Consider the following 24,370-nt stretch of genomic DNA (forward strand, 5'->3'; position numbering starts at 1 on the left):
CGAATCTATTCGCCCCCTACCCGTCACTGGGTATTACAGCGCTCTTAGAATACGGTTCAGCAACGGTCCCAACACCTTGAACGATGCTGGTGAAACGATATCTACGTGCGCACAATCCAGCTCATGCACCTGCAAGGCATCGACGTATTGCGACCAGGTTTGCTGCACGTCCATCCCTTCCTGCAACGTCTGACGCGCGACAAACAGCGTCGCCTGCCCTTTGAAGTTCGCCGTATGGGTGGCTGAAAGCAGGCGCACTGAGTCGGCATAGTTGGCTTCGATATTATCGAACATCGCCACCCGGGTTTCGCCCAATGCAGGATCAAGCGCATCTTCGGAAACGGCCAGGAACTGCTCGCGCTCGCGCTGGACTTCTTTAAGCACGTTGTCATCGAGCATCACGTCCCAGTTCTGGGTTTCCGGCGGATAGGTATCCAGCAGCCCCAGGAAGGCCACTTCTTCCCCCCGCGCCTGCAATCTGGCGGCGATACCCTGCGCCAGAGTGCCGCCCAGTGAATAACCGATAAAGTGATACGGGCCCTGCGGCTGTACCTGCAATACCTGCTCCAGATGCGCGTCGCACACCTGATCCATATTCTCGCTCAGCGCCAGCGGGCCGTCGGGGCGCGGTGACTGAATACCCACCAGCGACCAATGCTGGTCGATATAGCGCGGCAGCACGCTGAACTGCCATGAGAATCCGGAAGCCGGATGCAGGCAAAACAGCGTAGGGCCTTCGGTGGTGCGCAGCGGCAGTACGCTGTCGAAACCGGTCTGATCGGCCTCTTCCTGCGTACGATCTTCCGCCAACAGTTGCGCCAGCTGTTCCACGCGGGAAGCCACCATCACCTGCCCGACCGAAACCGCCTTACCCAGTTCACGGCGCAGCTCCGCCGCCAGGCGCATCGCCAGCAGCGAGTGACCCCCAAGGGCAAAGAAATCATCATCGGCAAACACTGTTTCACGCTGTAGCAAACGGGCGAATACCGCCGCGATCGCCGTTTCCAGTCCGGCTTCAGGCTCGCGCCCTGCGGCCCTGACCCCGCTTTGCGGTTGCGGCAGCGCTTTGCGATCCAGCTTGCCATTGGCACTCAGCGGCAAGGCGTCCATTTCGACTAACGCCACCGGCACCATATGTGGCGGCAGGCGATCGGCCAGCGCGGCACGCAGCACCTCCAGATCAAGGCGTACACCCGGCTGCGCTACCAGATACCCCACCAGTTGGCGGGCATCACCACCGGCCGGATCTGTCGGCGTATTGTCCAGCACCAGCGCATGGGTTACCGCCTGCTTGATGCCCGGCAATGACAACAACGCATGATCGATTTCACTCAGTTCGATGCGTTGTCCACGAATTTTCAGTTGATCGTCGCTGCGACCGAGATACTCCACTTCGCCGCCCGGTAACCAGCGCGCGACGTCACCCGTGCGATACATCCGCCCACCGTCGCCCGCCGGGTCAGCCACAAAGCGGCTGGCGGTCAGTTCAGGTCGCCCCAGATAACCGTGTGCAAGTTGTACTCCGGTGAGATACAAATCCCCGGCGACACCCGGCGGCACCGGCCGTAAGCGCGCGTCAAGAATACGCAATCCGGTATTCCATACCGGCAAACCGATAGGCACGTTGGCACCGGTGACGGCGGCCAACGCCTCACCCCAGGCAGGGTGCCAGCTGACGTCCACCGCCGCTTCGGTCGGGCCATAAAGGTTGTGCAGTCGCACCCCGGTGCGGCTTTGCCACAGACGGCACAGCTCGGCCGGTAGCGCTTCGCCGCTGCAGAACACCTGTTGTAATGGCGCGCAGCACGCCACCGCCTGCCGATTGTCCAGCGCACCGACAAAGGCGGCCAGCATTGAAGGCACAAAGTGCATCGTGGTGACGCGGTGTCGATCAATCAGTTGCAGCAGCTGTTCCGGATCGCGATGCGCCTCCGGCGGTGCCATCACCAACTGGGCGCCGACCATCAACGGCCAGAAAAACTCCCATACCGAGACGTCAAAACTGCAGGGGGTTTTCTGCAACACCACATCGCCCGCCGCCATTGGATACTGATGCTGCATCCACAGCAGACGGTTGACGATTGCCTGGTGCCCCACCAGCACGCCTTTCGGTCGCCCGGTCGAACCTGAGGTAAAGATAATATAGGCCGGATGGTGCGGCGTGGGTCCGCTTAGCACCACGTCCGTCGCGCTGTCTGCGGCCAGCGGCGCGTCATACAGAAAAATGTCACCCTTGCCGACAAAACGTGCCTGCTGGCTGGCTTCGGTGATAATCAGACGCGGCGTAGCGTCCTCCAGCATCATGCTGAGGCGTTCGTCCGGGTAACCGGTGTCCAGCGGTAAATAAGCCGCGCCGGCCTCGACAATCGCCATTAACGCCAGCGACAGAAACACCGAGCGCGGCAAGGCGACGGCAACGATATCGCCGGGTTGCACGCCCTGCGCTACCAGTTGGCGCGCCAACGCGCTGACCTGTTCGCGGGTCTCGCGGTAGTTAAATTGATACTGCGCATCGGCCAGCGCCGGGGCATCCGGAGTTTTCTGCGCCTGCTGCGCCAGCAAGCCGCTGAGGGTTTGCGGCGCCACAGGATAAGCAGTGTCGTTGACCCGAGCCAATAATTGGTGATCCTGCCCGGTGAGCAAGTCGGCGTCGCCGATCGGCATTTGCGGCTGAGCGGCGAACTGACGCAGCAACAGCGGCAGGCGTTGCAGATGGGCCGCCAATTCATCCCGCTGATAACGCTCGGCATTGGCCAGCAGATCGACCTTCAGCGTGCCGGCCTCATCAAGATACAGCGCAATCTCCAGGTCACGCACCGGCCCAGAGGCCAGCTCATGGGTAATGCCTTCGATATCGCCAAAGTCCAACTGGAAATCGAACATCTTAAAGTTGAAAACGGTGCCATACAGCGGCTGGGCATCACCGATCCGCCCCAGATCACGCTGCACCTGCTCCGCCTCGTAACGCTGATGGCGACGGACGCTTTTCAGCTCACGGCCGATATTGCCGGCAACCTCGCTCAGCGTCGCCTGAGGATCGAGGTGCATTTCGATCGGCAGTACGTTAATCACCGGGCCGTTGGCGCACAGTGCAGCCGAGCCGGTGCGACGCATAAAGATAAAGCCGGCGCTGAAGCTGGCGTGACCGCTCAGGCGAGACACCCACAGCGCCACCAGCGCCAACGCCATATCTGCTACGCTGAACTGCTGCTGACCGGCGTTCACCAGTTGGCTGAAGTCCTGGCGGTCGCACAGCTGTGATAACCGATGAATGCGGGTGGTCGGCGTCTGGCCGGCCAGTGGCTGCGGACAGAGTGTGGCTGGCGCAGGCAACTGCTTTGCCTTGTTCAGCCAAAAGGCCGCGTCACGCTGGCAAGTCGCCGATTGTGCATAGCGTTGATATTCTTCAACCACTTCACTGAAGGCACTAAACGGCGTCGGGTCCGGCTGCTCATTGCGCGACATCCGGGTGTAAATATGGGAAATTCTGCGGGCAATGGCGGTGAAACTGAAGCCATCCACCAGAATATGGTGATAGCGCTGATACCAGAACCAACGCTGATCCGACAGGCGGATCAACATATGGCGATACAGTGCATTGCCGCTGCCGATGCGTAAATCACCGGACATATCCAGCTGCATCAAGGCACGCGCTGCCGCTGCTGCATCAGGGGAGTCTCGCAGATCAATCAGCTCAACCGGCAGGATCGCCAGTTGCGGGTCATGCCACTGCATCGGCACCCCGTCACGCTCTTCAAAACGGAACTGCAGGGTATCCACTTCGGACAGCCCCTGCGCGATCGCCTGCAGCAGGCAATCCTGGTCCAGCGCCCCGCAGAGTTCGATATAGTGGGAAACCGCATAGGCGTTGGCGTGCGGTGAAATTTGATCGGCAACCCAGATCCCGGGTTGCGCGGCGACCAACGGCAACTCAGTGGCGAGTGGCTGTTCGGTCGATAATAAAGTGCTGTCTGACAAGGGACTGACTCCTGTTCTCGGTATTATTGCCATCACGCCTTACGCAGTGATGCGGGCCGCATATCCTGCCAATGTTGTTCCAGCCACAGCACGCACAGCGGCCGCGCCGCCGGGCCGAATACCGGCGTCCACCCCGCCGGTACTGCGCTAAATTCGGGCCACAGGCTGTACTGCAGTTGGTCATTGCACACTATCAGGCAAATTTGTTGTTCGTCATCGAACGGGTTCTGAGTTTCCATCACGGACTCCCTGGACGGTGAAGGTGAGTTTGGCCGCAGAGGCAGGAAGGCTATCCGACCACAGCGCCTGCAGCCCGTCGATCAGGCCGCCACGCCAGCACAGGTAGTCATGGCCGCCCGCCACCGTCCGGTATTGCACCCGATGCCCGGCGTCACGCAGCAACTCTGCCATTCGGTCATTCACCCGGTGCGCCACTTTTTCGTGCACGCCGGCCTCCATAAATACCTTCAATTTACCCTGACCGACGCCCTGCTCTACCTGATGCAGCAGCCAGCCGGCATCGGCCGGTATTGCTTCACGCTGATACATATCGCGGCGCGGCCACCAGAATGAACCGGACTGGCTGATCACTCCACCGAAGCACTGTGGCCAGTGCAACCCGGCATACAGCGACGACAGGCCGCCAAAACTCTGGCCGCATACCAACGTCGTGGCAGGGTCGCGGCTGTGAGGTGCCCATTCGGCCACCTGCGGCAGCAGTTCTTCTTGCACCGCCAGCCAGAAATCTTCATTGCAGGCCAGCTCCTGGCTGCGGTGTTTGAGGCTGATAATGTCGATCAGCAGATAAACCGCTTCCGGCAATTGGCCTTCACGGGTCAACTGCATCAGCGGATCCCAGACCGGCATGTTGCTCGACCAGAACTGGCCGTCCAGCAATACCGCCAGCGGTCGCTGCGCCGGGTTGCTGTCGCCGGTGGTGTAAACCCAGACGTCGCGGGTATTACCCAACCGCTCGCTGTGCCAACTGTGACGCTGTAGTCTGGCCGGTGGCGCTGGCGTACAACGTCCACTGGCCACGGCGTAGCGATCAAAATCCTGCCAGGCCGCTTGCGCTGGGGCTTCCGGCATATGCAGCCCGGACAGCACGTTGCCGCCAACACCGGTCCATGAACGATGGGGATTCAGCAGATCCTGAGTGGCACCGGCAAACACCTGATGCCACCAGTGACGAATCGAATGCATATTGGCGTGTGCATCGTCGCCACTGTGTTCCAGCGGTCGGTCGTCCATACAGGGGATAAAGCAGTAGCTGCCACGCCAGTCGGCGCTCAGTTCGGTTTGCCAGTACCAGACGTCGGTCCCTTCCAGCCGTTGCAGGCTCTGCGGCGGCGACGACTGGTGGTGGTCGGTCAGGCAATTGATGTGGATCCAGACGCGTTGATAGGCTGAAGTGAGTTCACATCCCTGCGGATCGCGCCATAAAAATGTGACCTTCCCTCGCCCATCCCCCTGCAGTTCCACCAGCGGCGTGCCGCGTTTGGCGATAGTCAGCCACCATCCATGGCGCCCTGCGTGCTTGCTCGATAATAATCTGCTGCTTTCTGACTCGGATTTTGTTTTCAAAACGCCTATTCACTATTTAGCTGGCAGCTTCAGGAAAGCCGGTAAATTCGCGGCGCGAGGCGCTGCCCAAGAAAACGGTAAACCGAATACTATTGATAATTATTTGCGTTTGCAATAGTGTGTGTAGGCTCGCAAACCGGGCAGGTATGTTCAACAGGGATGGATACCGAATTTTATACCCGTCATCTTTCAAGTTGCAGGGTATAGCGCTGGATCCAATGTCGGTGATGTCGCATCCGACCGGTTGGATTTTTATTTCCGAAAACACAAAAACTACAACCGCCCTTCTCTACTGCCGGAGGCCTGCTTTCGGTGCTCCGGGAAAGGCAGCAAGGTAGGAACTCTCACATGAACCGCAAATTATCTCGTTATTCCTTAGCCACACTCATCGGGTTAGGATTAGGCGCGTCCGCCTTTGCGCACGCCGCACAGCAAACAGAAACCACCGCAGAAACAGACTCCGTCGCCAAAAATAAAAAAGAAGCCGCCGAGGACACCATTGTTGTCACCGCCGCCAAGCAGAACCTGCAGGCACCCGGGGTTTCGACCATTACCGCCGACGAAATCAAAAAACGCCCACCGGCACGCGATATTAGCGAACTGATCCGCACCATGCCGGGCGTTAACCTGACCGGTAACTCCACCAGCGGCCAGCGCGGCAACAACCGCCAGATCGATATTCGCGGCATGGGCCCGGAAAATACCCTGATCCTGATCGACGGCAAACCGGCCACCAGCCGCAACTCTGTACGTCAGGGTTGGCGTGGCGAACGTGATACCCGTGGCGATACCGCCTGGGTGCCACCGGAGATGATTGAACGCATCGAAGTGCTGCGCGGCCCGGCAGCGGCACGCTACGGCAATGGCGCCGCCGGCGGCGTAGTCAATATCATCACCAAAAAGAACACCAAAGAGCTGCACGGCTCGTTAAATGCCTACTTCAACGTGCCGCAGCACAAGCAGGAAGGCTCTACCAAGCGCACCGACTTTAGCCTGTCCGGCCCGTTGACCGACGAGTTGAGCTTCCGCCTGTTCGGTGGCTACAGCAAAACTCAGGCCGACGCCTGGGATATCAACGAAGCGCACAAATCTTACCGTGCACCGGCTTACGCCAACAGCACCCCCTCCGGGCGTGAGGGCGTGGAAGACAAAAACATCGATGCCATGCTGCATTGGGATTTTGCGCACCTGCAGTCACTGGAGTTTGAGTATGCCTACGGTCGTCAGGGCAACCTGTATGCCGGGGATACTCAAAACACCAACTCCAACCCGCTGGTGCAAAGCAACTACGGCAAAGAGACTAACCGTATCTACCGCGAAACCTTCGGTCTTAACCACCGGGGGGCCTGGGATAGTGGCGTTAGTACCAACAACTATATTCAGTTCGAACGCACCCGTAATACCCGTCTGAACGAAGGCCTGGCCGGCGGTACCGAAGGCATCTTCGATACCAAAAACGAAGGGTTTGGCACCACCAAACTGGACGATTTCCTGGCACACAGCGAAGTCAGCGTGCCATTCGAACTGGGCGTGACACAAACCGCGACGCTGGGCACCGAATGGAACCAGCAGAAGATGAAAGACGGCTCCTCCACCAGTCAAACCCTGATGGGCGGCACCATTCCAGGCCAGAATTCCGGCACCCGCAGTCCTTATGCCTCCGCGCATATCTTCTCGCTGTTTGCCGAAGACAACATGGAGCTGACCGACAGCACCATGCTGACGCCAGGCCTGCGTTACGACCTGCACTCCGAGGCCGGCAACAACTGGAGCCCGTCGCTGAATCTGTCGCAGGAATTGGGTGACTTCTTCACCCTGAAGATGGGCATTGCCCGCGCCTACAAGGCACCGAACCTGTACCAGACCAACCCAAACTATTTGCTCTACAGCAAAGGCCAGGGTTGCTCATCCAGCGATGTCAAAAATGGTTGTTACCTGCTGGGTAACGACGATCTGAAGGCGGAAACCAGCGTCAACAAAGAGGTGGGTCTGGAGTTCCATAACGACGGCTGGCTGGCCGGCGTGACTTATTTCCGCAACGACTACCACAACAAAATCGAAGCGGGTAACTCCCGAATCGGCACCAGCAGCACCGGTACCGCTATCTACCAATGGGAAAACGTGCCTAAAGCGGTAGTACAGGGATTGGAAGGCACGTTGAACGTGCCGGTCAGCGAGACCGTTTCCTGGACCAACAACGCTACCTATATGATTGAAAACAAGAATAAGACTACCGGTGACTACCTGTCGATTATTCCTGAATTCACCATCAACTCGACCCTGAGCTGGCAGGCGACAGAGGAGCTGTCGATGCAGTCGACCCTGACCTGGTACGGCCGTCAGAAGCCGAAGAAGTACAACTATCAGGGCAAACCGGTTAGCGGCACCGAAACCAAGGAAGTCAGCCCTTACGCCGTCGTGGGCGCCAGCGCCACCTATGATGTGACCAAAAACGTCAGCCTGACGGCCGGTATCGACAACCTGTTCGACAAACGCCAGTTCCGTGAAGGTAACTCGCAGAACGTAGGTGACCCGACCACCGGCGCGATTAATATCGCCGGTGCAGGCGCAGCCACCTACAACGAACCGGGCCGAACTTACTATATGAGCGTGAATACCCATTTCTAATCGTGGGATAAACCGGTAATGAAACGGGGGCTGCCATGCAGCCCCGTTTATTTATTTCTCCAGCGAAACCTGTTTGAAGATGTGCTTGCCAAACGGGTCAATCTCGTAGCCTTTCACTTCCTTGCGCACCGGCTCAAAAATGGTTGAGTGGGCAATCATCATCGCCGGCATTTGGTCATGCATCATCACCTGCGCCTGCTGATACATCACCACCCGTTTGGCGTGATCGTTCTCTTCACGCGCCTGCTGGATCAGCTTGTCGAACGGCGGATAGCACCATTTGGCCGAGTTTGAACCGCCGTTGGCCGAAACGCAGGTAAACAGCGGGCCGAAGAAGTTATCCGGATCGCCGTTGGCGGTGGTCCAGCCCATCAACGCGGCCTGATGCTCTCCATTTTTTATCCGCTGCAAATATTCGCCCCACTCGAAGGTGACAATCTTGGCCTTCACCCCGATTTTCGCCCAGTCGGCCTGGATCATCTCCGCCATGCGTTTGGCGTTCGGATTGTACGGCCGCTGTACCGGCATCGCCCACAGATCGATGGCGAATCCCTGCCCCAGCCCGGCCTCTTGCAACAACCGTTTGGCTTTTTCCGGGGAGTACGGATAGTCCTCAATCTGGTCATTGCTGCCCCACTGGGTTGGTGGCAACAGGTTCTTCGCTGGCTGGCCTGCGCCGTGGAATACCGCCTCGAGGATCGCCGGCTTGTTCACCGCCAGCGCCAGCGCCTGCCGCACCTTGAGGTTATCCAGCGGTTTTTTCTGGGTATTGAACGCCAGGAACCCGATGTTCAGCCCGGATTTCTCCATCACCTGGATATTTTTGTCCTCGCGCATGCGCTTGAGATCCGCCGGGTTGGGGAACGGCATCACCTGACATTCATTCTTTTGTAGTTTGGCAAAGCGGACCGCCGCATCCGGGGTGATCGAGAACACCAGCCGGTCTATCTTCGGCTTGTCCTCCCAATACTGGTCGAACGCCTTGTAGAGGATCTTCGCATCCTTCTGGTACTGCACCAGTTGGAATGGCCCGGTGCCGACAGGATCGTTATCCACCCGCTGTGGCGTGCCGGCCTTCAGCATCGCATCGGCATATTCAGCCGAGAGAATAGTGGCGAAATACATGCCGAGATCGGCCACAAACGGCGCTTCGGCACGCGAAAGCTCAAAACGCACAGTGTTGTCGTCCACTTTGACAATCTTGTTGATCAGCGTGCCAAACTCCATCGACTCAAAGTTGGTGTAAGCGCCGTTGGAGACCTTGTGATAGGGGTTGTTGGCGTCTTTTTGCCGCATAAAGGAGAAGATAACGTCGTCGGCGTTGAAGTCGCGGGTAGGGGTAAAGTATTTATTGCTCTGGAATTTCACCCCTTTGCGCAGATGAAAAGTGTATTGCTTTCCGTCTTCGCTCACCTGCCAGCTTTCCGCCAGGCTGGGTTGAAGCTCGACGGTACCGACTTTAAAGTCCACCAGCCGGTTGTAAATCGTCGCCGAACTGGCGTCAACCGTCGGGCCGGAGGTAAACAACTGCGGATTAAACCCTTCCGGCGAGCTTTCGGAACAATAAACCAGCGTGCTGGCGCGAGCGCCGCCCATCACCGTTAGAGCCAATAGTCCCAACGTCATTGTTATTGCTTTTTTATTCATTGTGCCATCCCCAGAGTAGAAAACAGACTCGAGGGATACCAATAAATCATGCAGTTAGGGATGTAAAGCACAAATTCTGAGCATCAAAAACGGGGAGTGCCTCATGCGGCATTCCCCGTGGTTTAGCGACTTGCTGAAATTAAATCATCTGGCTGAAGTTCATCTGCGCCATCAGTTTGTAGTTGTCGGCGTAATCCACCGGAATAGCCACCACCACCGGCCCCTGGATTTCCATTGCCTTGCGCAGCATCGGTCGCAAGTCTTCCACCGACTGCACGGCAAACCCGACCGCGCCGCAGGCTTCAGCATAGGCTTTAAAATCAATCGGGCCGAATTCCACCCCGGATTTGCGCCGGTATTTGTTCACCTCCTGCATTTCTACCATGTTGTAGGCGTTATCCACCCAAATGACGTGCACGATGTTATTTTTCAGGCGTACTGCGGTTTCCAGCTCCATGCTCGACTGCATAAAACCGCCGTCGCCGGAGATAGAGACCACTTTGTCCCCCGGCCGCACCAGCGCCGCACCGATCGCCCACGGCAACGCCACCCCCATGGTCTGTTGGCCGTTGGAAATCAGTAACTGGCGCGCGCGGAAACTGTAAAGATAACGTGCGATCCAGATGTGGAAACTGCCCATGTCCACACACAGCGTCACGTCGTCGCTGACGATATCCTGCAGCTCTTTCACGATGCGCAACGGGTGAATTGGCATGCCGCCGCGCCGGGCAGCGCGTTCCGCCAGTTCATGGCGCTGACGGCCCAGATCGCTGAGGATCAATTCCACCTCCGTCGGCACGCTCACCACACCGCTAAAGGCTTCGGTCATCATGTCGAGAGTGGCGCTGATATTGCCCACCAGCTCGACGTCCGGGCGATAGCAGGTGTCTATATCCGCCGGCAGCACGTCGATATGCACCAGTTTCAACCGGCCCTGGCTATTCCACATGCAGGGATCGTATTCAATTGGGCCATAACCGACGCTGACCACCAGATCGGCCTTTTGCAATAGCTGGTCGGCGGGTTGGTTATTGAACAAGCCAACGCGCCCGGCAAAGCGCGCAAAGTGGTTAACGTCTATCACCCCCGCCGCCTGATAAGTGCCCACCACCGGCATATGGGTGCGATGCAGCAACTGACGTACCGACTCGCTGTTTTCCGGACGGCTGGCCTGCAAACCCAACAGCAATACCGGGCATTTTGCCTGCTGGATCAATTTGACCGCGGCGCGAATATCCTCGGCCGCCGCCGCCCCCATGCGTGGCAGCCGGCATCCCGCCAGCACCGGCGCACTGACCGGCTCATTGACGATATCCATTGGCAGACTGATAAAAGAGGCCCCCGGACGGCCGAACTCGGCGTGGCGGAAGGCGTTGGCGATCACTTCTGAAATCGCCGAACCGGCATGCACCTCGGCACAGTACTTGGTCACCGGCCGGAACATGCTGACGGTGTCCATGCTCTGGTGAGTCTGTTTCAGGTTATCGGCTCGTTTCACCGCGCCGCCAAAAGCCACTACCGCATCCCCTTCCGAGGTCGCCGTCGCCAGCCCGGTGATCAGGTTGGAACTGCCCGGCCCGGAGGTCACCAGTGCCACCCCGGCCTTGCCGGTCAGGCGCCCGACCGCCGCCGCCATAAATGCCGCGTTGGCTTCGTGACGCACCACCACCGTTTCTATCGACGGCGCATCCTCCAGAGAATCAAATACCCGGTCAATCTTGGCCCCAGGGATGCCGAATACGTGCTTAACCCCCTGCGCCTCCAGATTTTTCACCACTAAATCTGCGCCACATGCCCAGTTATTGTCTGTTTTTGCCTTGTTCATGGAATACCTCCTGAAAACTAACCCAAGACTGTCGCGGAATTAACCCTCGGCAGAACGAATTGCGCGATCCAAATCCTCTGGACAGAGGTCGGCGCGCAGAAAATCCGCGTCATGCGGCAACTGAAGATTGAGACGGGTGATCACACCAAATTGCAGACGGCCATGGTCGAGCTGGTAATCCAGCACGTGCCCACCGCCGTTGCGGTCTTCGGTGACAAAATGCTCGTGATAACCGGCCACGCCAACGCCCTGCATATAGTCAGGCGAGCGAAAACCGACCAGCGTGCCCTGGCAGTGATGAAAGGCAAAGGTGGGCTGTTCTTCAATCGCCTCCAGCATTGGGCGATAGGGGCGTTCCTGACGGGGCACAGTCCGGGTTTCCACGTGGCTGAACTCGCCGTCGACGCGCACCGCACAGAACAGATTCGGCGAAGCCACCTGTTCATCAATGCATTGGTGCAGCTGCGCCTTGGTGATTGGACGATCGAAATGTTGGGTGACGCTGGGTTGGAAAAAGGTGACGACGGCAAATGGGGTTTTCTGCTGCAGACTGGCCGGTCGTGCGCTACCGTCGGCACGCAACTGGTGTATTTCCTTGTCGAAGGCGATCAGTTCACCGTCCAGGTGGTTGAAAGTCCCCAGGCCAAAATTGCCGTGCCTGAGCAACTCGGCAATGGTGACCTCCCCTTCGTAAACACCGCTGATTAACGCGCTCATCAGCGAGATTTGGTAGATCTCGCCCTCCCCAACGCTCAGCGACTGCCTGGCAAAGCCCTGCGCCAAATGCTGCGCACAGGCACACCCGTGATCTTCGTTCATAACCTACTCCTCCACCAGCACGGAGTGAAATGCCCCGTGCGTTCAAAATGCTCACCAGAGAGTGAGCAAAGATGTCGCCGGCAACCCGTCCTGTTGGAACGATTCAGCCATCGGCGACAAAAAAACCGGCACGGCAGGCCGGCGGCGCCCAATGTCAACAACGGTTTAGTTTCACTAACCATTATTGTTAAACAGGACGCCAAATTGAACGGTTAATCTGGTGTTGAAGCAGCGATCAATACCGCAGGCACACAGCAAAGCCTGGGGAAAACAAGTGTTCTAACGTTCTAAAAACCGCGTGCTTTATGCATTATTGCTCTGCGCGGTGAGATCACGGCACGTTGTTACTCGCCGTAAGCTCCCAAAAAGAGTAGCCGTAATGCGCCAGACGGAGAACCTGGTATTCATAAGAAACGCTTTTGCATATAATGCAAAAATGAATGACGCCCGTTATGTTGAACATCTGCCGATATTTCTCGAGGTGGCCCTGTTGGGCAGCTTCTCCGCCGCCGCCCGCAAACTGGGAATGGTGCCTTCGTCCCTGGTACGCCACGTCGATGCGCTGGAAAGTGCCCTGGACGCTACGCTGTTTATCCGTTCAACACGCGGCCTGATGCTGACAGATGCCGGAGAAATGCTGCAGGCGCGCGCGGCAACGCTGCTTTCGGACATCAGCGATATCCGCGCCGAGCTGGCTTCACTTAGCGACAGGCCGCAAGGCACGCTACGTATCAGTTGTCTGCCGACCTTCGGCAAAACCTATATCCTGCCGCTGTTGCCTCTGCTTGCTGAACGTTATCCGCAGCTGTTTGTTGAACTGGATTTGACGGAGCGCCAGACCGATCCGACGCAGGAATTGCTGGATGCCGCCATTCGCATCGGCGAGCAGAAAGACAGTGGGTTGTACGCCAGCCGGATAGCCACCCAGCGCTGGGTGATGTGCGCCAGCCCGGCTTATCTCGCCCGTTATGGCAGGCCTGCCGATCTGAACGCGTTGCCGGAGCATCGGCTGATTGCCCGCTACCACAAGCAACAGCCGGCCTGCTGGGCGCAAATTCTCAGCGCCCCCTTGATGGACCGCTGCAGCCTGGTATTGCGCTGTGACGACTTTACCGCTCAACGCGAGGCGGCGCTGTTAGGGTTGGGGATCACCTTTTTACCCAATTGGGTGGTCGGGCCGGATATACAGGCCGGTCGGTTGCTGCCGGTGCTTGAGGATCCGCGTCAGGAGCAACAGGGGATTTATCTGCTGCGCCCGGTGGCAAAGGTGTCGGCACGGCTTAACCTGTTCATCACGTTGCTCAAGCAAAGTATCGGTCAGCCCCCAAGCTGGGAGTGAAGCGGTGATACCCGGCCATACAACGCCGGGTTGTCGCTTTCGTCTTTCAGGTCTATTCCGGTCAGGCGACGCTGGAAAGCCTGTTCCAGCAGCCACGCCAGTTTGAACGCCGCCTGCGGGTAATTCAGCCCTTCCGGACGCACGTTGGAGATGCAATTGCGTTCCGACTCGCGCCGCTGGGTATTCGGCCCCCAGGTGAGGTAGATCCCCAGGCTGTCCGGCGATGACAGGCCCGGTCGCTCGCCGATCAACATCGCCACAGCTCTGGCCCCTAAACATTCGCCAATATCATCCCCCAACGCCACCCGCGACTGATGCGCCAACACCACCGGTGCGACTGAAAGCCCCAATAATTCGAGATAAGGCCGCAGCGCCTGCAACAACGGCAGTGCCTGCCGATGTACCGCCTTGGAGGACAAACCGTCCGCCACCACCAGCAATAAATCCACCGGCTTGTCAGGCAAGTCCAACAGCAGGCTACGGCTGTCCGCGGCCAACCGACGTCCCAGATCCGGCCGGCTGAGATATGCTGTACGGTCGGCAGCCTGGCTGTGCACCGTCAAGGTTGGCCAGCCCTGATCCTGCAACGCCCCGCCCAACGTATCGCTGTCGAACGGCTGGTGCACCGCATCACGCGCCTGCGCATGCGCCAGGCCAAATTTAAGCAACTCCTGGGTTGGCAGGCTGGAGCCGGTGCGCCCCAGCGCAATGCGCGCATCGGTAAAGGCGCGCAGCGCATCCCAACGGTTAACGTGAACCGGCTTGCTCATGGTTGCTCTCCCTGTAACGCCAGCAACAACGGGTGATTGGCCGCGGTGTCGCGCAGCCGGCCCAGATCGTCGGTGATCTGCATTTTCGTCAGCCAGTCGGCGAACTCCGGCGCGTGCTTCAAGCCCAGCAGTTCGCGGATGTACAGTGCATCATGGAATGAAGTGCTTTGGTAATTGAGCATGATGTCGTCCGCTCCCGGCACGCCAATCAGGAAGGTCAGCCCGGCGGTGGCCAACAGCGTCAACAGCGTGTCCATGTCGTCCTGATCCGCCTCTGCATGATTGGTGTAACACACATCGCAACCCAGCGGCAGGCCGAGCAGCTTGCCGCAGAAGTGATCCTCCAACCCGGCACGGATAATCTGCTTACCGTCATACAAATACTCAGGGCCGATAAACCCGACCACGGTGTTGATCAGCAACGGGGAGAAATGTCGCGCCACCGCGTAAGCACGTGCTTCGCAGGTTTGCTGATCGACGCCATGGTGCGCATTGGACGACAAACAGCTGCCCTGCCCGGTTTCAAAGTACATAACGTTATTACCCAGGGTGCCGCGATTGAGGCTCAGCGCCGCCTGCTGAGCCTCCGCCAGCAGCGCCAGATTAATGCCGAAACCGCTATTGGCCGCCTCGGTTCCGGCTATCGACTGGAACACCAAATCCACCGGTGCACCGCGTTCGATCAGGCGTAGCGTATTGGTGACGTGCGTCAGCACGCAGGATTGGGTCGGTATGGCAAAACGCTGGATCACGTCGTCCAGCATATGATTGAGTTTTTCCAGCAGCGGCAGGCTGTCGCTGGCCGGGTTGATGCCCACCACCGCGTCACCGCTGCCGTACAGCAGGCCGTCGAGCATGCTGGCCGCAATGCCCTGTAAGCTGTCGGTGGGATGGTTCGGTTGCAACCGCACGCTCAGGTGGCCCGGCAGGCCAATAGTGTTACGAAAACGCGTAATCACCCGACATTTTTTGGCCACCAGGATCAGATCCTGATTGCGCATCAACTTACTCACTGCCGCCGCCATTTCCGGCGTAATGCCGGGGGCTACCTGCGCCAACATCGCACTGTCCGCCTGTTCACTCAGCAGCCAGTCACGAAAATCCCCCACCGTCAGGTGCGAAATTGGCGCAAAGGCCAATGCATCGTGGCTGTCGATAATCAGCCGAGTGACCTCGTCTTGTTCATAGGGCACCAGCAACTGCTGGAGAAACGTTTTCAGCGGCACCTCCGCCAGCGCGATGCGTGCCGCCATACGTTCCTCTGCGCTGTCCGCCGCCACTTCCGCCAGATAGTCGCCGGAACGGGCCGGTGATGCCTTGGCCATCAACTGACGTAAATCGCTGAAACGATAGCTGCGCCGGCTAAGCGTTGCCTGATACATAGCGTCCCCTGTTCTGCCTGAATGTTTACCTGAAGTTGCAAACCCTGTACCAAGTGTAGTCAGTCGACCGGCGAATATATTCTCCTGCGGTTTCGCCCACGGCCGCTTCAGGTTACAGTAGCCGCAACAAAGGAGAGGCAATGACCCGGCAACAACAAATTATCCAATGGTTACAACAAGATAATGAAAGAATGACGATATTGCGCACCGCCCGTCGGCTCGGTCTGAATGACTGGTGCCTGGGTGCCGGCTTTGTGCGTAATCTGGTATGGGATCGGCTGCACGATTACGCCATGCCAACGCCGCTCAACGACATCGACGTGATCCATTTTGACGCACAGCGCCCGGAGGCGGAGCGTGACCAGATGCTGGAAGCACGGTTACAAGAATGGTTGCCGCAGCCCTGGTCAGTGAAAAATCAGGCGCGCATGCACCTGCGCAGCGGTCGGGTGCCCTACCTTAACAGCGAAGACGCCATCAGCTATTGGACCGAGCTGGAAACGGCGGTGGGCGTGCGGCTGAATGCGGACGACAGCCTACAGCTGGTGGCTCCCTTTGGCCTCGACGGGTTGTTCGATAACACCATCACCTTCAATGCCAAAAACGGCGACCTCGACGCCTATGAACAACGGGTGGCCAGCAAAGGCTGGTTGCAGCGCTGGCCACGCCTGCGGCAAATCCGCGGGTAAAGTTTTACCCCATTCTGCCGATACCCTGAGCAGCGAAATCCAAACTCAGGGAGAGTGTTATGTCGACCAGCATTACCATGATTGTCCCGGTGAAAAACACCGTACCCGGCATCAGCAACGTTTTTAGCGCCCCCGGTAACCAAGGCCAGTTGCTGATGGCCAAGCCGGTCAACCAACAGCCGGAAGGCGGCAAGATGAAAGAAGCCAGGGAGGCTGAGGGTAACGAACAAGTGAAAGTGGCCGACAGCAGCGCTTCAGCGCGTATCAAGGCGCTGAACAAGCAAATCCAGGGGCTGCAACAAAAACTGGCAGACCTGAAAGACTCGGACGCCGATCCCAAAGAAATTGAAAAACAAAAACAGCTGATTCAGGCGCAGATCAAAATGCTGCAGGCCGAGATCGCGCGCATTCAGAAAGAAGAGATGGAAAAACAGCAGGCAGAGCAAACGGCTAAAGCTGCCGCTAGTATCGCGCCGGCCAAGGGCGATGGCATCAACCGCCCCACCGCGCACAACGCCGTGGATGTGTATATTTGACAGGCTTTTTACACTGATAAATCACTTGATTGAGCCTGCCATATCAGGCTCATCACCGTCATTTATAAGTACAATACCGAGTTGATCCGCCTCCTCGTCAATCACTTCCAGCACGGTGTCCGAATCAATAATCACTTCAGATTCGACGATGACATCCAACTGATCCCCCTTAATCCGATCGCCAAACAGCATTAAGGCACTGTCGCCATGCTGCTTGGATGACCATTTCAACCCATGTGCTGCGGGATGAGCCGCATGAATTGCAGAGGCATATTCCTGAGTATAAATATACTGATCGGCTGTCGAGTCCAGGAGCTGAGCTCTATTGACGCCCATTTTTTTCATGGTCTTAGGATTGAGATCGACCAGATTTAAATCAACTTTTGGCGCAATAACCGAATGTGCCAACCCTTGAAGATTGCCCATATCATAAGCCACCCCGTCAGTATGTTCCGGGAGGTCATGAAATAGGGTTTCCATCACCGCAACTCCGGTACTGACACCACCATAAATCGTGGGAACTCGTCGCCTCAGGCTGTCGTACACAGGGCTAAATCTGGCACTTCCCCGCGTTCCAGGATTGAACTGTATGGCGGTATAGCAGATAGAATGTACGCGATAAATATGTTGTCCTGCCGGCCAGGTGAAAAAGTTTACCTGCAGATCGCTAATTGGCGGCGGGATCCGACGTTCAACGTCATTTTCGCCCTTACTGTCATCCATGAGTTCCCCTCAACGTTTCCTCTCTGGCCGCAAGCAACACCTGTTCCGGCGCGCTGATCAACATGTCTTTGGGCTTACGGCCACCCAACCAGCTATTGTCAGCCCCAAACCAGGTGGCCAGCCCCCATGATGTTTTCCTTTCACCAAACATCAGGATTATTTTTTTAATTATCGGCAGCGGGCGATACCCTTCATCCAAAGCATATTCCGGATAAAAATCCTTCCCCTGCAACTGAATGGCAAAAATTTTACCTGATGATTTCCAACGATGCGGGCCCGCGCTAGGATTTGCTGATGTAAAACCCGTTTTTTGCGACAAATCATGCGCAGTTAACCACACCGAATCTTCTATGATGGCGGCATTGTGCTTCGCTAAGCGTTCTGCATGACGACGTTGACGTTCAGTTTTTTCATCTTGGCGGGTTCTTGCTTGAACAGTCGGCGTTTTATCTTTCGCCACTGTTGTTAATTTGGCTGTTTTATCGGTGCTATTCTCCGCTTTTCGGGGCGTTAGAGAAGATGATGTATCATCTGCACAGCCAGAGAATGCCGTCGCCAGGGAAGTAATAGCCGCTTTCATCGCCGCTTTGATGGCGTCAGCAAAATGCGGAATATGCCCTGTTAAATCGCCAAGCTCTACCACCAAATACTCAGCATTTGATTTGGTTTCAAGCTTGCGAAGCTCAGCCCCGCTAATCGTCTGAATGTTCAATGACGTTTGTACTTCGTGACGTGTCCGCTGTTTAATGACCATATTACCGCCTGAATATCGTGATATCGCTTATATTCGTTATGGTACACCGATTAACCCGACCGTCAATGCTGTTCAATAAACAGGCTACCGCGCACAACGCCGTGGATGTGTATATTTGACTCAGTAATCTGCCTGCCGCTGACGCTGCTGTTGCAGCAAGGCCGCCTGCTGCCCCACCACCTGCCAGATGACCTCTGCTGCCGGTGTCAGCGAGCGGTTTTTACGCCGTACCAGCATCAGCGCACGGTTGATTTCCGGCACCAATCGGCGAACCTTCAATTGGCCCCCCTCCGGTAAGGGTAACGCCAGCGCGGGGAAAATACTGATGCCGATACCCGCGGCCACCATAGGAAACAGCGTAGCCGGGTGGCCAATCTCCTGCACTACCGTCGCTTCCACCCCTTGTTGGCGCAGCGCGCTGTCAATCAGTGGCCGACTACCTGAAGCATAATCCTGCAACACCAAACGGCTGCCGTTCAGCGCCGACCAGTGCACTTCGGGCAATTCGGCAAACGGATGATCGTTGCGGCACAACAACAGGAAAGGTTCGTGCAGGATCGGTTCACAGTCCAGATCCAACGCCTGCACCGGATCGACCACGATGCCAAAATCGACCTCGGCGTTGCGAATGCTGTGCAGCACCTGCTGTTGCGCCTGGTCACGCAGCATGATGCGGATATCCGGATACTGCTTTTCCCCGGCGGCAATGCACTGCGGCATCAGGTGCGCGGAGATGGTCTGGCTCGATGCCACCCGCACCGTACCACTGCGTAGCACGCCAAAGCTGCGCGCATCCAACAATGACGACTGCAACTCATCCAGTAAACGTTCAACCCGGTTGGCCAGCCGTTGCCCGGCGTCGGTCAGCAACACTTCACGGGTGGTGCGATCGAGCAGGCGAACGCCGACTTCCGCCTCCAGCTCTTTCACGCTGTGGCTGACCGCCGACTGTGTCAGCCCAATGGCCTCGCCGGCCCGGCTGAAACTGCGGTGCCGGGCAATAGCGACAAAGACTTTGAGTTGTTTAATCGAGTAATTCATGTTTTTTATTCATATATGAATTAAATAAATCAATTTAATTATTATATCCGGTCGCGCGACAATGGGCGCATTGATTTTTCTTCGAGTACGCCGCCATGAGATTTTTGCCCGATCGCTTTACCCTGACGCTGATCGCCACCGTGCTGCTGGCTTCGTTTCTGCCGGCACGCGGCGAGTTCGTCGGCTGGCTGAACGCGCTGACCATCGCCGCCATCGCCCTGCTGTTCTTTATGCACGGTGCCAAGCTGTCGCGCGAAGCCATTCTGGCCGGCAGCAATAACTGGCGGCTGCACCTGTGGGTGATGTTCAGCACCTTTATTATTTTCCCGACGCTTGGCGTGCTGTTTAAATGGTGGTCGCCGGTCAACGTCAGCCCCGAGCTCTATTCCGGCTTTATCTACCTGTGCATTCTGCCCGCCACCGTGCAGTCGGCCATCGCCTTTACTTCGCTGGCGGGCGGCAACGTGGCCGCTGCGGTGTGCAGCGCTTCGGCTTCAAGCCTGCTGGGGATTTTCGTCTCGCCACTGCTGGTGGGGCTGTTGATGAATGTGCACGGGGAAACCGGCAGCCTGCAACAGGTAGGCTCCATCGTGCTGCAACTGCTGGTGCCGTTTGTCGCCGGTCATCTGTCACGACCGTTGATCGGCAAATGGATTGAACGCAACCGCAAGCTGATCGGCAAGACCGACCAGACCTCAATTCTGCTGGTGGTGTATGCCGCCTTTAGCGAAGCGGTGACGCATGGCATCTGGCATCAGGTCGGCATCGGTTCGCTGGTATTTATTGTGGTGGGCAGCCTGGTGCTTTTGACAATTGTGCTGGTGGTGAACACTTATATGGCTCGCTGGCTGGGCTTTAGCAAAGCCGACGAAATCACCATCGTGTTCTGCGGTTCGAAGAAAAGCCTGGCGAACGGTATCCCGATGGCCAATATCCTGTTTCCGGCCTCAACCGTGGGAATTATGGTGCTGCCGCTGATGGTGTTCCATCAGGTGCAACTGATGACCTGCGCGGTATTGGCACGACGCTATCAGAAGAAACAGCAGGAACAACAGGCGGCGCCCAAAGTGGAAACCGCGCGAGGATAGGAAAATGGGTGCGGCGGATACCGCACCCGGCAACTCAACTTTTCTTCAGCGGCTTGACCAGGTGGTCGAGCCCTTCAATTTTAATCGCCAACGTCATTTCCATCAGCATACCAAGCTTGCCCTGGGGAAACTCCCCCTTACGGGCAAACCACAACAGGTATTCTTCGGGCAGGTCAATCAGCACCCGCCCCTGATACTTGCCGAATGGCATTACCGTATTGGCAATTTCCAACAGATTCTCTTTTTCCATCAGGCCCCCAGCAGGCGGATCATTTCCGCTTCGTCGATGACCTCAATGCCCAGTTCCTGCGCCTTCACCAGTTTGGAACCGGCGGCTTCACCTGCAATCACCAGATCGGTTTTCTTCGATACGCTGCCACTGACCTTGGCGCCCAGCGCCGTCAGACGATCTTTGGCCTCGTCGCGTGAGAGCTGGCTCAACGAGCCGGTCAGCACCACGGTTTTTCCGGCAAACGGGCTGTCGATCTCTTCCGCTACTATCACCACCGGGGCCGGCCAGTTAATACCGATTTCGTCGCTGACCAGCTCCTGGATCACCTGTTGGTTGAGCTCTTCGTCAAGGAAATGACGCGTGTGCTTCGCCACGATTTCACCGACCTCCGGCACTTCTTTCAACGCCTCGATATCGGCGGCTAACAGTTTTTCCAGCGTACCGAAGTGTGCAGCCAGATTGGCCGCTGTGGCTTCGCCGACTTCACGGATGCCAAGCGCATACAGGAAACGGGCAAAGGTGGTCTGCTTGGATTTTTCCAGCGCGTTGACCAGATTCTGCGCCGATTTCGGCCCCATGCGATCCAGCCCGGTCAGGATCCCGGCGGACAGACGGAACAGATCGGCCGGATTCTTCACGTACTCTTTTTCCACCAACTGCTCGATGATTTTGTCACCCATGCCGTCGACGTCCAACGCCCGACGGGAAACAAAGTGCTTAAGCGCTTCTTTGCGTTGTGCAGCGCAGATCAGACCGCCGGTGCAACGCGCTACCGCTTCGCCTTCCACTCTCTCAACGTCGGAACCGCATACCGGACAATGCTGCGGGAACAAAATTTCACGCGCGTCCGCTGGACGACGTTCGGCTATCACTCCCACCACCTGCGGGATCACGTCGCCGGCACGGCGCACAATCACCGTATCGCCGATGCGCAGGCCCAAACGTTCAATTTCATCGGCGTTATGCAACGTGGCGTTGCTGACGATCACCCCGGCAACCAGCACGGGCTCCAGTCTTGCCACCGGCGTAATCGCACCGGTACGGCCAACCTGGAACTCCACCTCGCGCACCTGGGTAATCTGTTCCTGCGCCGGGAATTTGAATGCTGTCGCCCAGCGTGGCGCTCGCGCCACAAAGCCCAGCGTTTCCTGCAGGTCGATATCGTCAATTTTTACTACCACGCCGTCGATATCAAATCCGAGTTGCGTGCGGTCCTGCTCCACCTGGCGGTAGAACGACAGCACTTCGTCGCTGCCGGTACAACGTTTGGCGCGATCGCTGACCGGTAACCCCCAGTCTTTGAACTGCATCAGGCGCTGCCAGTGGCTGCGAGGCAATTCGCCGCCTTCCAGCAGGCCAACGCCATAACAGAAAAAGGTCAGTGGGCGTTTGGCGGTAATACGCGGGTCGAGCTGACGAATCGAACCGGCGGCGGCGTTACGCGGATTGGCGAAGATCTTGCCGTCCTTGCGACGCGCCTCTTCGTTCATCTGCTCGAAACCGGCCTGCGGCATAAACACTTCGCCGCGCACTTCCAGCCGGCGTGGGATATTGTCACCGGTCAGTCGCAGTGGAATGGCGCGGATGGTGCGCACGTTAGAGGTAATGTTTTCACCGGTTGTGCCGTCGCCACGCGTTGCCGCGCGAACCAGTTCGCCATCTTCGTACAGCAGGCTGACCGCCAGACCGTCCAGCTTCAGCTCGCAGCAGAAGGTCAGCGGATCGCTGTTCTTCAGGCGATCCTGCACTCGTTTGTAGAATGCCAGGAAGCTTTCTTCGTCGAAAACGTTGTCCAGTGACAACATAGGCACTTCATGACGCACCTGATCGAACGCCGCCAGCGGGGCGGCACCCACGCGCTGGGTCGGAGAATCTGCGGTGATCAGCTCCGGATGTGCGCTTTCCAGGGCACGCAGTTCACCCATCAGGCGATCATATTCCGCATCCGGTACTTCCGGCGCGTCCAGCACATGGTATTGATATTCGTGATGGCGCAGTGAGGTTCGTAGTTGATTGATTTGTTGGATTATCGATTCCATGGCTCACCATCAAAGATAAAAAACCCCCGGCAGGCGGGGGCTTTGTTGTTACGGATGTTCAGTGCGCGTGGCCGTCGATCAGGCGTTGTTTTCCAACACTTCACGAAGGCGCGCTTTGTAGGTTTCCAGCTTCTGCGGGGTCATCATGCGGCGCTCATCGTCCAGCACCACACCGCCCACATCGTCGGCGATTCGCTGTGCCGACTGCAGCATCAGCTTGAAGTTCTGATTAGCGTCGCCATAAGACGGCACCATCATGAACATCGACACACCCGGAGTAGAGAAATCGGACATCATCTCAGGATCAAAGGACCCTGGCTTAACCATATTCGCCAGGCTGAACAGCACAGGACCGCTGCCCGCAGGGCTGATATGGCGATGGAAGATCCCCATTTCACCAAACTGGAAGCCCGCCTGCAGCACGCTCTGCAGCAGAATTTCGCCGCCGATCACGCCCCCCTGGTGTGCGGTAACGTGCAGCACCAGTACGGTTTCTTTCAGTTTTGCCGGTTTGATGGCAGCTGGAGCAGGCTGAGGCTCGTGCGCCACCGCTGGTTTCACTTCCGGCTGCGGCTGATGAGCAGGTTCGGCATGGAACGCCGGCTCTGCTGCAGGTGCCACAGGCGGGAGATCGTCAACGCGCGGCTCACGGCGCGGCGCAGGCTGCTGCGGCTCGTCGTCTTCTTCCTGCGCGTAGTTGTCCAACAGGATGTCATCATAATCCGGCCGCTGAGACAGCGGTGGCGGAGTCTGATGGGCAGCCGGTTGAACGGCACGCGGTGCTGGCTCAGCCGCCGGAGCGGGCTTGGGCGCAACCACGGGTTCTTCGCGAGCGGCATCGAAATGACCAAAGGACGGCTCGTCTTCCGGGTGAGCGGAGCGTACACGCACCTCTCCCACACCTTCATCGAGTTCGTCGATCGGGGATTGTTCACGTTCCTTTTTGGAACGTTTGGCTGGGCGATCGCGAAAAAGCGATGAGCGTTCCTTACGACTGGTCCAAAGACCGTGCAATAACAACGCTATTATGGCGATCGCGCCAACAACGATTAATATCAGACGCAAATCCTGCATCATTGCTATCTCTGTTGTTCCAATACATTGCCACCGCGGCAAACATTCACTCTTTAACTCTATTTGCCCGAGCACACAAGTGCAAGTCCGTGCTGAACTTTATGCCAATAAAGATGATTATACTGCCTTTTTTTGCTGTTTTTTCAGCCAATGTCACCCTAGCCAGTAGAAAATCATCCCGATATGATAGCTAAGCCTGTTCAGACAAAGAGATAACTTAAG

19 protein-coding genes are annotated in these 24,370 nt (G+C 57.4%); 5 read left to right on the forward strand and 14 right to left on the reverse strand.

From position 1 onward, the window contains the following. Positions 1-33: 33 nt before the first annotated feature. Genes SERS4_RS0118320 through fes form a run of 3 tightly spaced genes read right to left on the reverse strand, consistent with a single transcriptional unit; the run spans position 34 to position 5,562 of the window. Positions 34-3,978 (reverse strand): enterobactin synthase subunit F, encoded by a 3,945-nt coding sequence (locus tag SERS4_RS0118320; RefSeq protein ID WP_017893569.1) that lies wholly within the window; start codon positions 3,976-3,978, stop codon positions 34-36. Between the two features lie 32 nt (positions 3,979-4,010). Continuing rightward, positions 4,011-4,217: an MbtH family NRPS accessory protein gene (locus SERS4_RS0118325; RefSeq protein ID WP_017893570.1), complete on the reverse strand. Its 207-nt coding sequence runs from the start codon at positions 4,215-4,217 to the stop codon at positions 4,011-4,013. Then, complete coding sequence (gene fes, locus SERS4_RS0118330; RefSeq protein ID WP_037410468.1) at positions 4,192-5,562, reverse strand: enterochelin esterase; 1,371 nt, start codon at positions 5,560-5,562, stop codon at positions 4,192-4,194. The genes SERS4_RS0118325 and fes overlap by 26 nt, the downstream gene beginning before the upstream one ends. Before the next feature lie 348 nt (positions 5,563-5,910). On the opposite strand from fes, the gene SERS4_RS0118335 reads away from it, so the two are divergent. Beyond that, positions 5,911-8,190, forward strand: coding sequence for a TonB-dependent siderophore receptor (locus SERS4_RS0118335; protein WP_017893573.1), 2,280 nt, complete (start codon positions 5,911-5,913; stop codon positions 8,188-8,190). Positions 8,191-8,241: 51 nt separating this feature from the next. Here SERS4_RS0118335 and SERS4_RS0118340 read toward each other — a convergent pair whose 3' ends face one another. From SERS4_RS0118340 to budA, 3 genes are all read right to left on the reverse strand, one after another. Further along, positions 8,242-9,837 carry an ABC transporter substrate-binding protein gene (locus SERS4_RS0118340; RefSeq protein ID WP_026142474.1) on the reverse strand — a complete coding sequence of 532 codons (1,596 nt, stop codon included), beginning with the start codon at positions 9,835-9,837 and terminating at the stop codon, positions 8,242-8,244. 139 nt (positions 9,838-9,976) lie between these two features. Further along, positions 9,977-11,662 carry an acetolactate synthase AlsS gene (gene alsS, locus SERS4_RS0118345; RefSeq protein WP_017893575.1) on the reverse strand — a complete coding sequence of 562 codons (1,686 nt, stop codon included), beginning with the start codon at positions 11,660-11,662 and terminating at the stop codon, positions 9,977-9,979. Positions 11,663-11,701: 39 nt separating this feature from the next. Continuing rightward, complete coding sequence (gene budA, locus SERS4_RS0118350) at positions 11,702-12,481, reverse strand: acetolactate decarboxylase (protein ID WP_012146146.1); 780 nt, start codon at positions 12,479-12,481, stop codon at positions 11,702-11,704. Between the two features lie 379 nt (positions 12,482-12,860). Between budA and SERS4_RS0118355 the strand changes: the two genes are divergently transcribed. Beyond that, positions 12,861-13,820, forward strand: coding sequence for a LysR family transcriptional regulator (locus SERS4_RS0118355; protein ID WP_012146147.1), 960 nt, complete (start codon positions 12,861-12,863; stop codon positions 13,818-13,820). Here the strand turns inward: SERS4_RS0118355 and eutC are convergent. Beyond that, a complete protein-coding gene (eutC, locus tag SERS4_RS0118360) occupies positions 13,799-14,590 on the reverse strand; it encodes an ethanolamine ammonia-lyase subunit EutC (RefSeq protein WP_017893576.1) in 792 nt (263 codons plus the stop codon). The genes SERS4_RS0118355 and eutC overlap by 22 nt on opposite strands. Continuing rightward, on the reverse strand, positions 14,587-15,972 hold the full coding sequence (locus SERS4_RS0118365; protein ID WP_012146149.1) for an ethanolamine ammonia-lyase subunit EutB: 1,386 nt from the start codon (positions 15,970-15,972) through the stop codon (positions 14,587-14,589). Before SERS4_RS0118365 ends, eutC begins: the two co-directional genes overlap by 4 nt. A 140-nt stretch (positions 15,973-16,112) precedes the next feature. On the opposite strand from SERS4_RS0118365, the gene SERS4_RS0118370 reads away from it, so the two are divergent. Further along, the gene (locus SERS4_RS0118370; protein WP_017893577.1) at positions 16,113-16,661 is read left to right on the forward strand and encodes a nucleotidyltransferase family protein; all 549 of its coding nucleotides are present in this window, start codon (positions 16,113-16,115) and stop codon (positions 16,659-16,661) included. A 59-nt stretch (positions 16,662-16,720) separates the two neighbouring features. Beyond that, on the forward strand, positions 16,721-17,197 hold the full coding sequence (locus SERS4_RS0118375) for a FlxA-like family protein (protein WP_017893578.1): 477 nt from the start codon (positions 16,721-16,723) through the stop codon (positions 17,195-17,197). 21 nt (positions 17,198-17,218) lie between these two features. Here SERS4_RS0118375 and SERS4_RS0118380 read toward each other — a convergent pair whose 3' ends face one another. From SERS4_RS0118380 to SERS4_RS0118390, 3 genes are all read right to left on the reverse strand, one after another. Next, a complete protein-coding gene (locus SERS4_RS0118380) occupies positions 17,219-17,920 on the reverse strand; it encodes an RES family NAD+ phosphorylase (protein WP_017893579.1) in 702 nt (233 codons plus the stop codon). Beyond that, on the reverse strand, positions 17,913-18,674 hold the full coding sequence (locus SERS4_RS0118385; RefSeq protein ID WP_017893580.1) for a hypothetical protein: 762 nt from the start codon (positions 18,672-18,674) through the stop codon (positions 17,913-17,915). Before SERS4_RS0118385 ends, SERS4_RS0118380 begins: the two co-directional genes overlap by 8 nt. 120 nt (positions 18,675-18,794) lie before the next feature. Next, positions 18,795-19,715, reverse strand: a complete 921-nt coding sequence (locus SERS4_RS0118390; protein WP_012146154.1) for a LysR family transcriptional regulator — start codon at positions 19,713-19,715, stop codon at positions 18,795-18,797. 95 nt (positions 19,716-19,810) lie between these two features. Between SERS4_RS0118390 and SERS4_RS0118395 the strand changes: the two genes are divergently transcribed. Then, positions 19,811-20,803 carry a bile acid:sodium symporter family protein gene (locus tag SERS4_RS0118395; protein WP_017893581.1) on the forward strand — a complete coding sequence of 331 codons (993 nt, stop codon included), beginning with the start codon at positions 19,811-19,813 and terminating at the stop codon, positions 20,801-20,803. Between the two features lie 34 nt (positions 20,804-20,837). Here the strand turns inward: SERS4_RS0118395 and SERS4_RS0118400 are convergent, their stop codons facing one another. From SERS4_RS0118400 to zipA, 3 genes are all read right to left on the reverse strand, one after another. Further along, entirely contained in the window at positions 20,838-21,053 is a 216-nt protein-coding gene (locus SERS4_RS0118400; protein WP_012146156.1) for a DUF3820 family protein, read from the reverse strand. Beyond that, positions 21,053-23,074, reverse strand: coding sequence for an NAD-dependent DNA ligase LigA (ligA, locus tag SERS4_RS0118405; protein ID WP_017893582.1), 2,022 nt, complete (start codon positions 23,072-23,074; stop codon positions 21,053-21,055). Before ligA ends, SERS4_RS0118400 begins: the two co-directional genes overlap by 1 nt. A gap of 78 nt (positions 23,075-23,152) precedes the next feature. Beyond that, entirely contained in the window at positions 23,153-24,151 is a 999-nt protein-coding gene (zipA, locus tag SERS4_RS0118410; RefSeq protein WP_012146158.1) for a cell division protein ZipA, read from the reverse strand. Positions 24,152-24,370: the final 219 nt, after the last annotated feature.

Origin of the sequence: Serratia sp. S4 (genome assembly GCF_000347995.1) — a bacterium.
Lineage (GTDB): Bacteria > Pseudomonadota > Gammaproteobacteria > Enterobacterales > Enterobacteriaceae > Serratia > Serratia quinivorans.

Bases quoted from the DNA above. Each gene is read 5' to 3' on its own strand.
- SERS4_RS0118390 (WP_012146154.1), bottom strand. From the start codon at position 19,715: ATGAATTACTCGATTAAACAACTCAAAGTCTTTGTCGCTATTGCCCGG.
- SERS4_RS0118355 (WP_012146147.1), top strand. From the start codon at position 12,861: ATGCGCCAGACGGAGAACCTGGTATTCATAAGAAACGCTTTTGCATAT.
- SERS4_RS0118385 (WP_017893580.1), bottom strand. From the start codon at position 18,674: ATGGTCATTAAACAGCGGACACGTCACGAAGTACAAACGTCATTGAAC.
- SERS4_RS0118375 (WP_017893578.1), top strand. From the start codon at position 16,721: ATGTCGACCAGCATTACCATGATTGTCCCGGTGAAAAACACCGTACCC.
- SERS4_RS0118370 (WP_017893577.1), top strand. From the start codon at position 16,113: ATGACCCGGCAACAACAAATTATCCAATGGTTACAACAAGATAATGAA.
- SERS4_RS0118380 (WP_017893579.1), bottom strand. From the start codon at position 17,920: ATGGATGACAGTAAGGGCGAAAATGACGTTGAACGTCGGATCCCGCCG.
- alsS (WP_017893575.1), bottom strand. From the start codon at position 11,662: ATGAACAAGGCAAAAACAGACAATAACTGGGCATGTGGCGCAGATTTA.
- ligA (WP_017893582.1), bottom strand. From the start codon at position 23,074: ATGGAATCGATAATCCAACAAATCAATCAACTACGAACCTCACTGCGC.
- SERS4_RS0118325 (WP_017893570.1), bottom strand. From the start codon at position 4,217: ATGGAAACTCAGAACCCGTTCGATGACGAACAACAAATTTGCCTGATA.
- SERS4_RS0118335 (WP_017893573.1), top strand. From the start codon at position 5,911: ATGAACCGCAAATTATCTCGTTATTCCTTAGCCACACTCATCGGGTTA.
- SERS4_RS0118400 (WP_012146156.1), bottom strand. From the start codon at position 21,053: ATGGAAAAAGAGAATCTGTTGGAAATTGCCAATACGGTAATGCCATTC.
- SERS4_RS0118365 (WP_012146149.1), bottom strand. From the start codon at position 15,972: ATGTATCAGGCAACGCTTAGCCGGCGCAGCTATCGTTTCAGCGATTTA.
- SERS4_RS0118395 (WP_017893581.1), top strand. From the start codon at position 19,811: ATGAGATTTTTGCCCGATCGCTTTACCCTGACGCTGATCGCCACCGTG.
- eutC (WP_017893576.1), bottom strand. From the start codon at position 14,590: ATGAGCAAGCCGGTTCACGTTAACCGTTGGGATGCGCTGCGCGCCTTT.
- zipA (WP_012146158.1), bottom strand. From the start codon at position 24,151: ATGATGCAGGATTTGCGTCTGATATTAATCGTTGTTGGCGCGATCGCC.
- budA (WP_012146146.1), bottom strand. From the start codon at position 12,481: ATGAACGAAGATCACGGGTGTGCCTGTGCGCAGCATTTGGCGCAGGGC.
- SERS4_RS0118340 (WP_026142474.1), bottom strand. From the start codon at position 9,837: ATGAATAAAAAAGCAATAACAATGACGTTGGGACTATTGGCTCTAACG.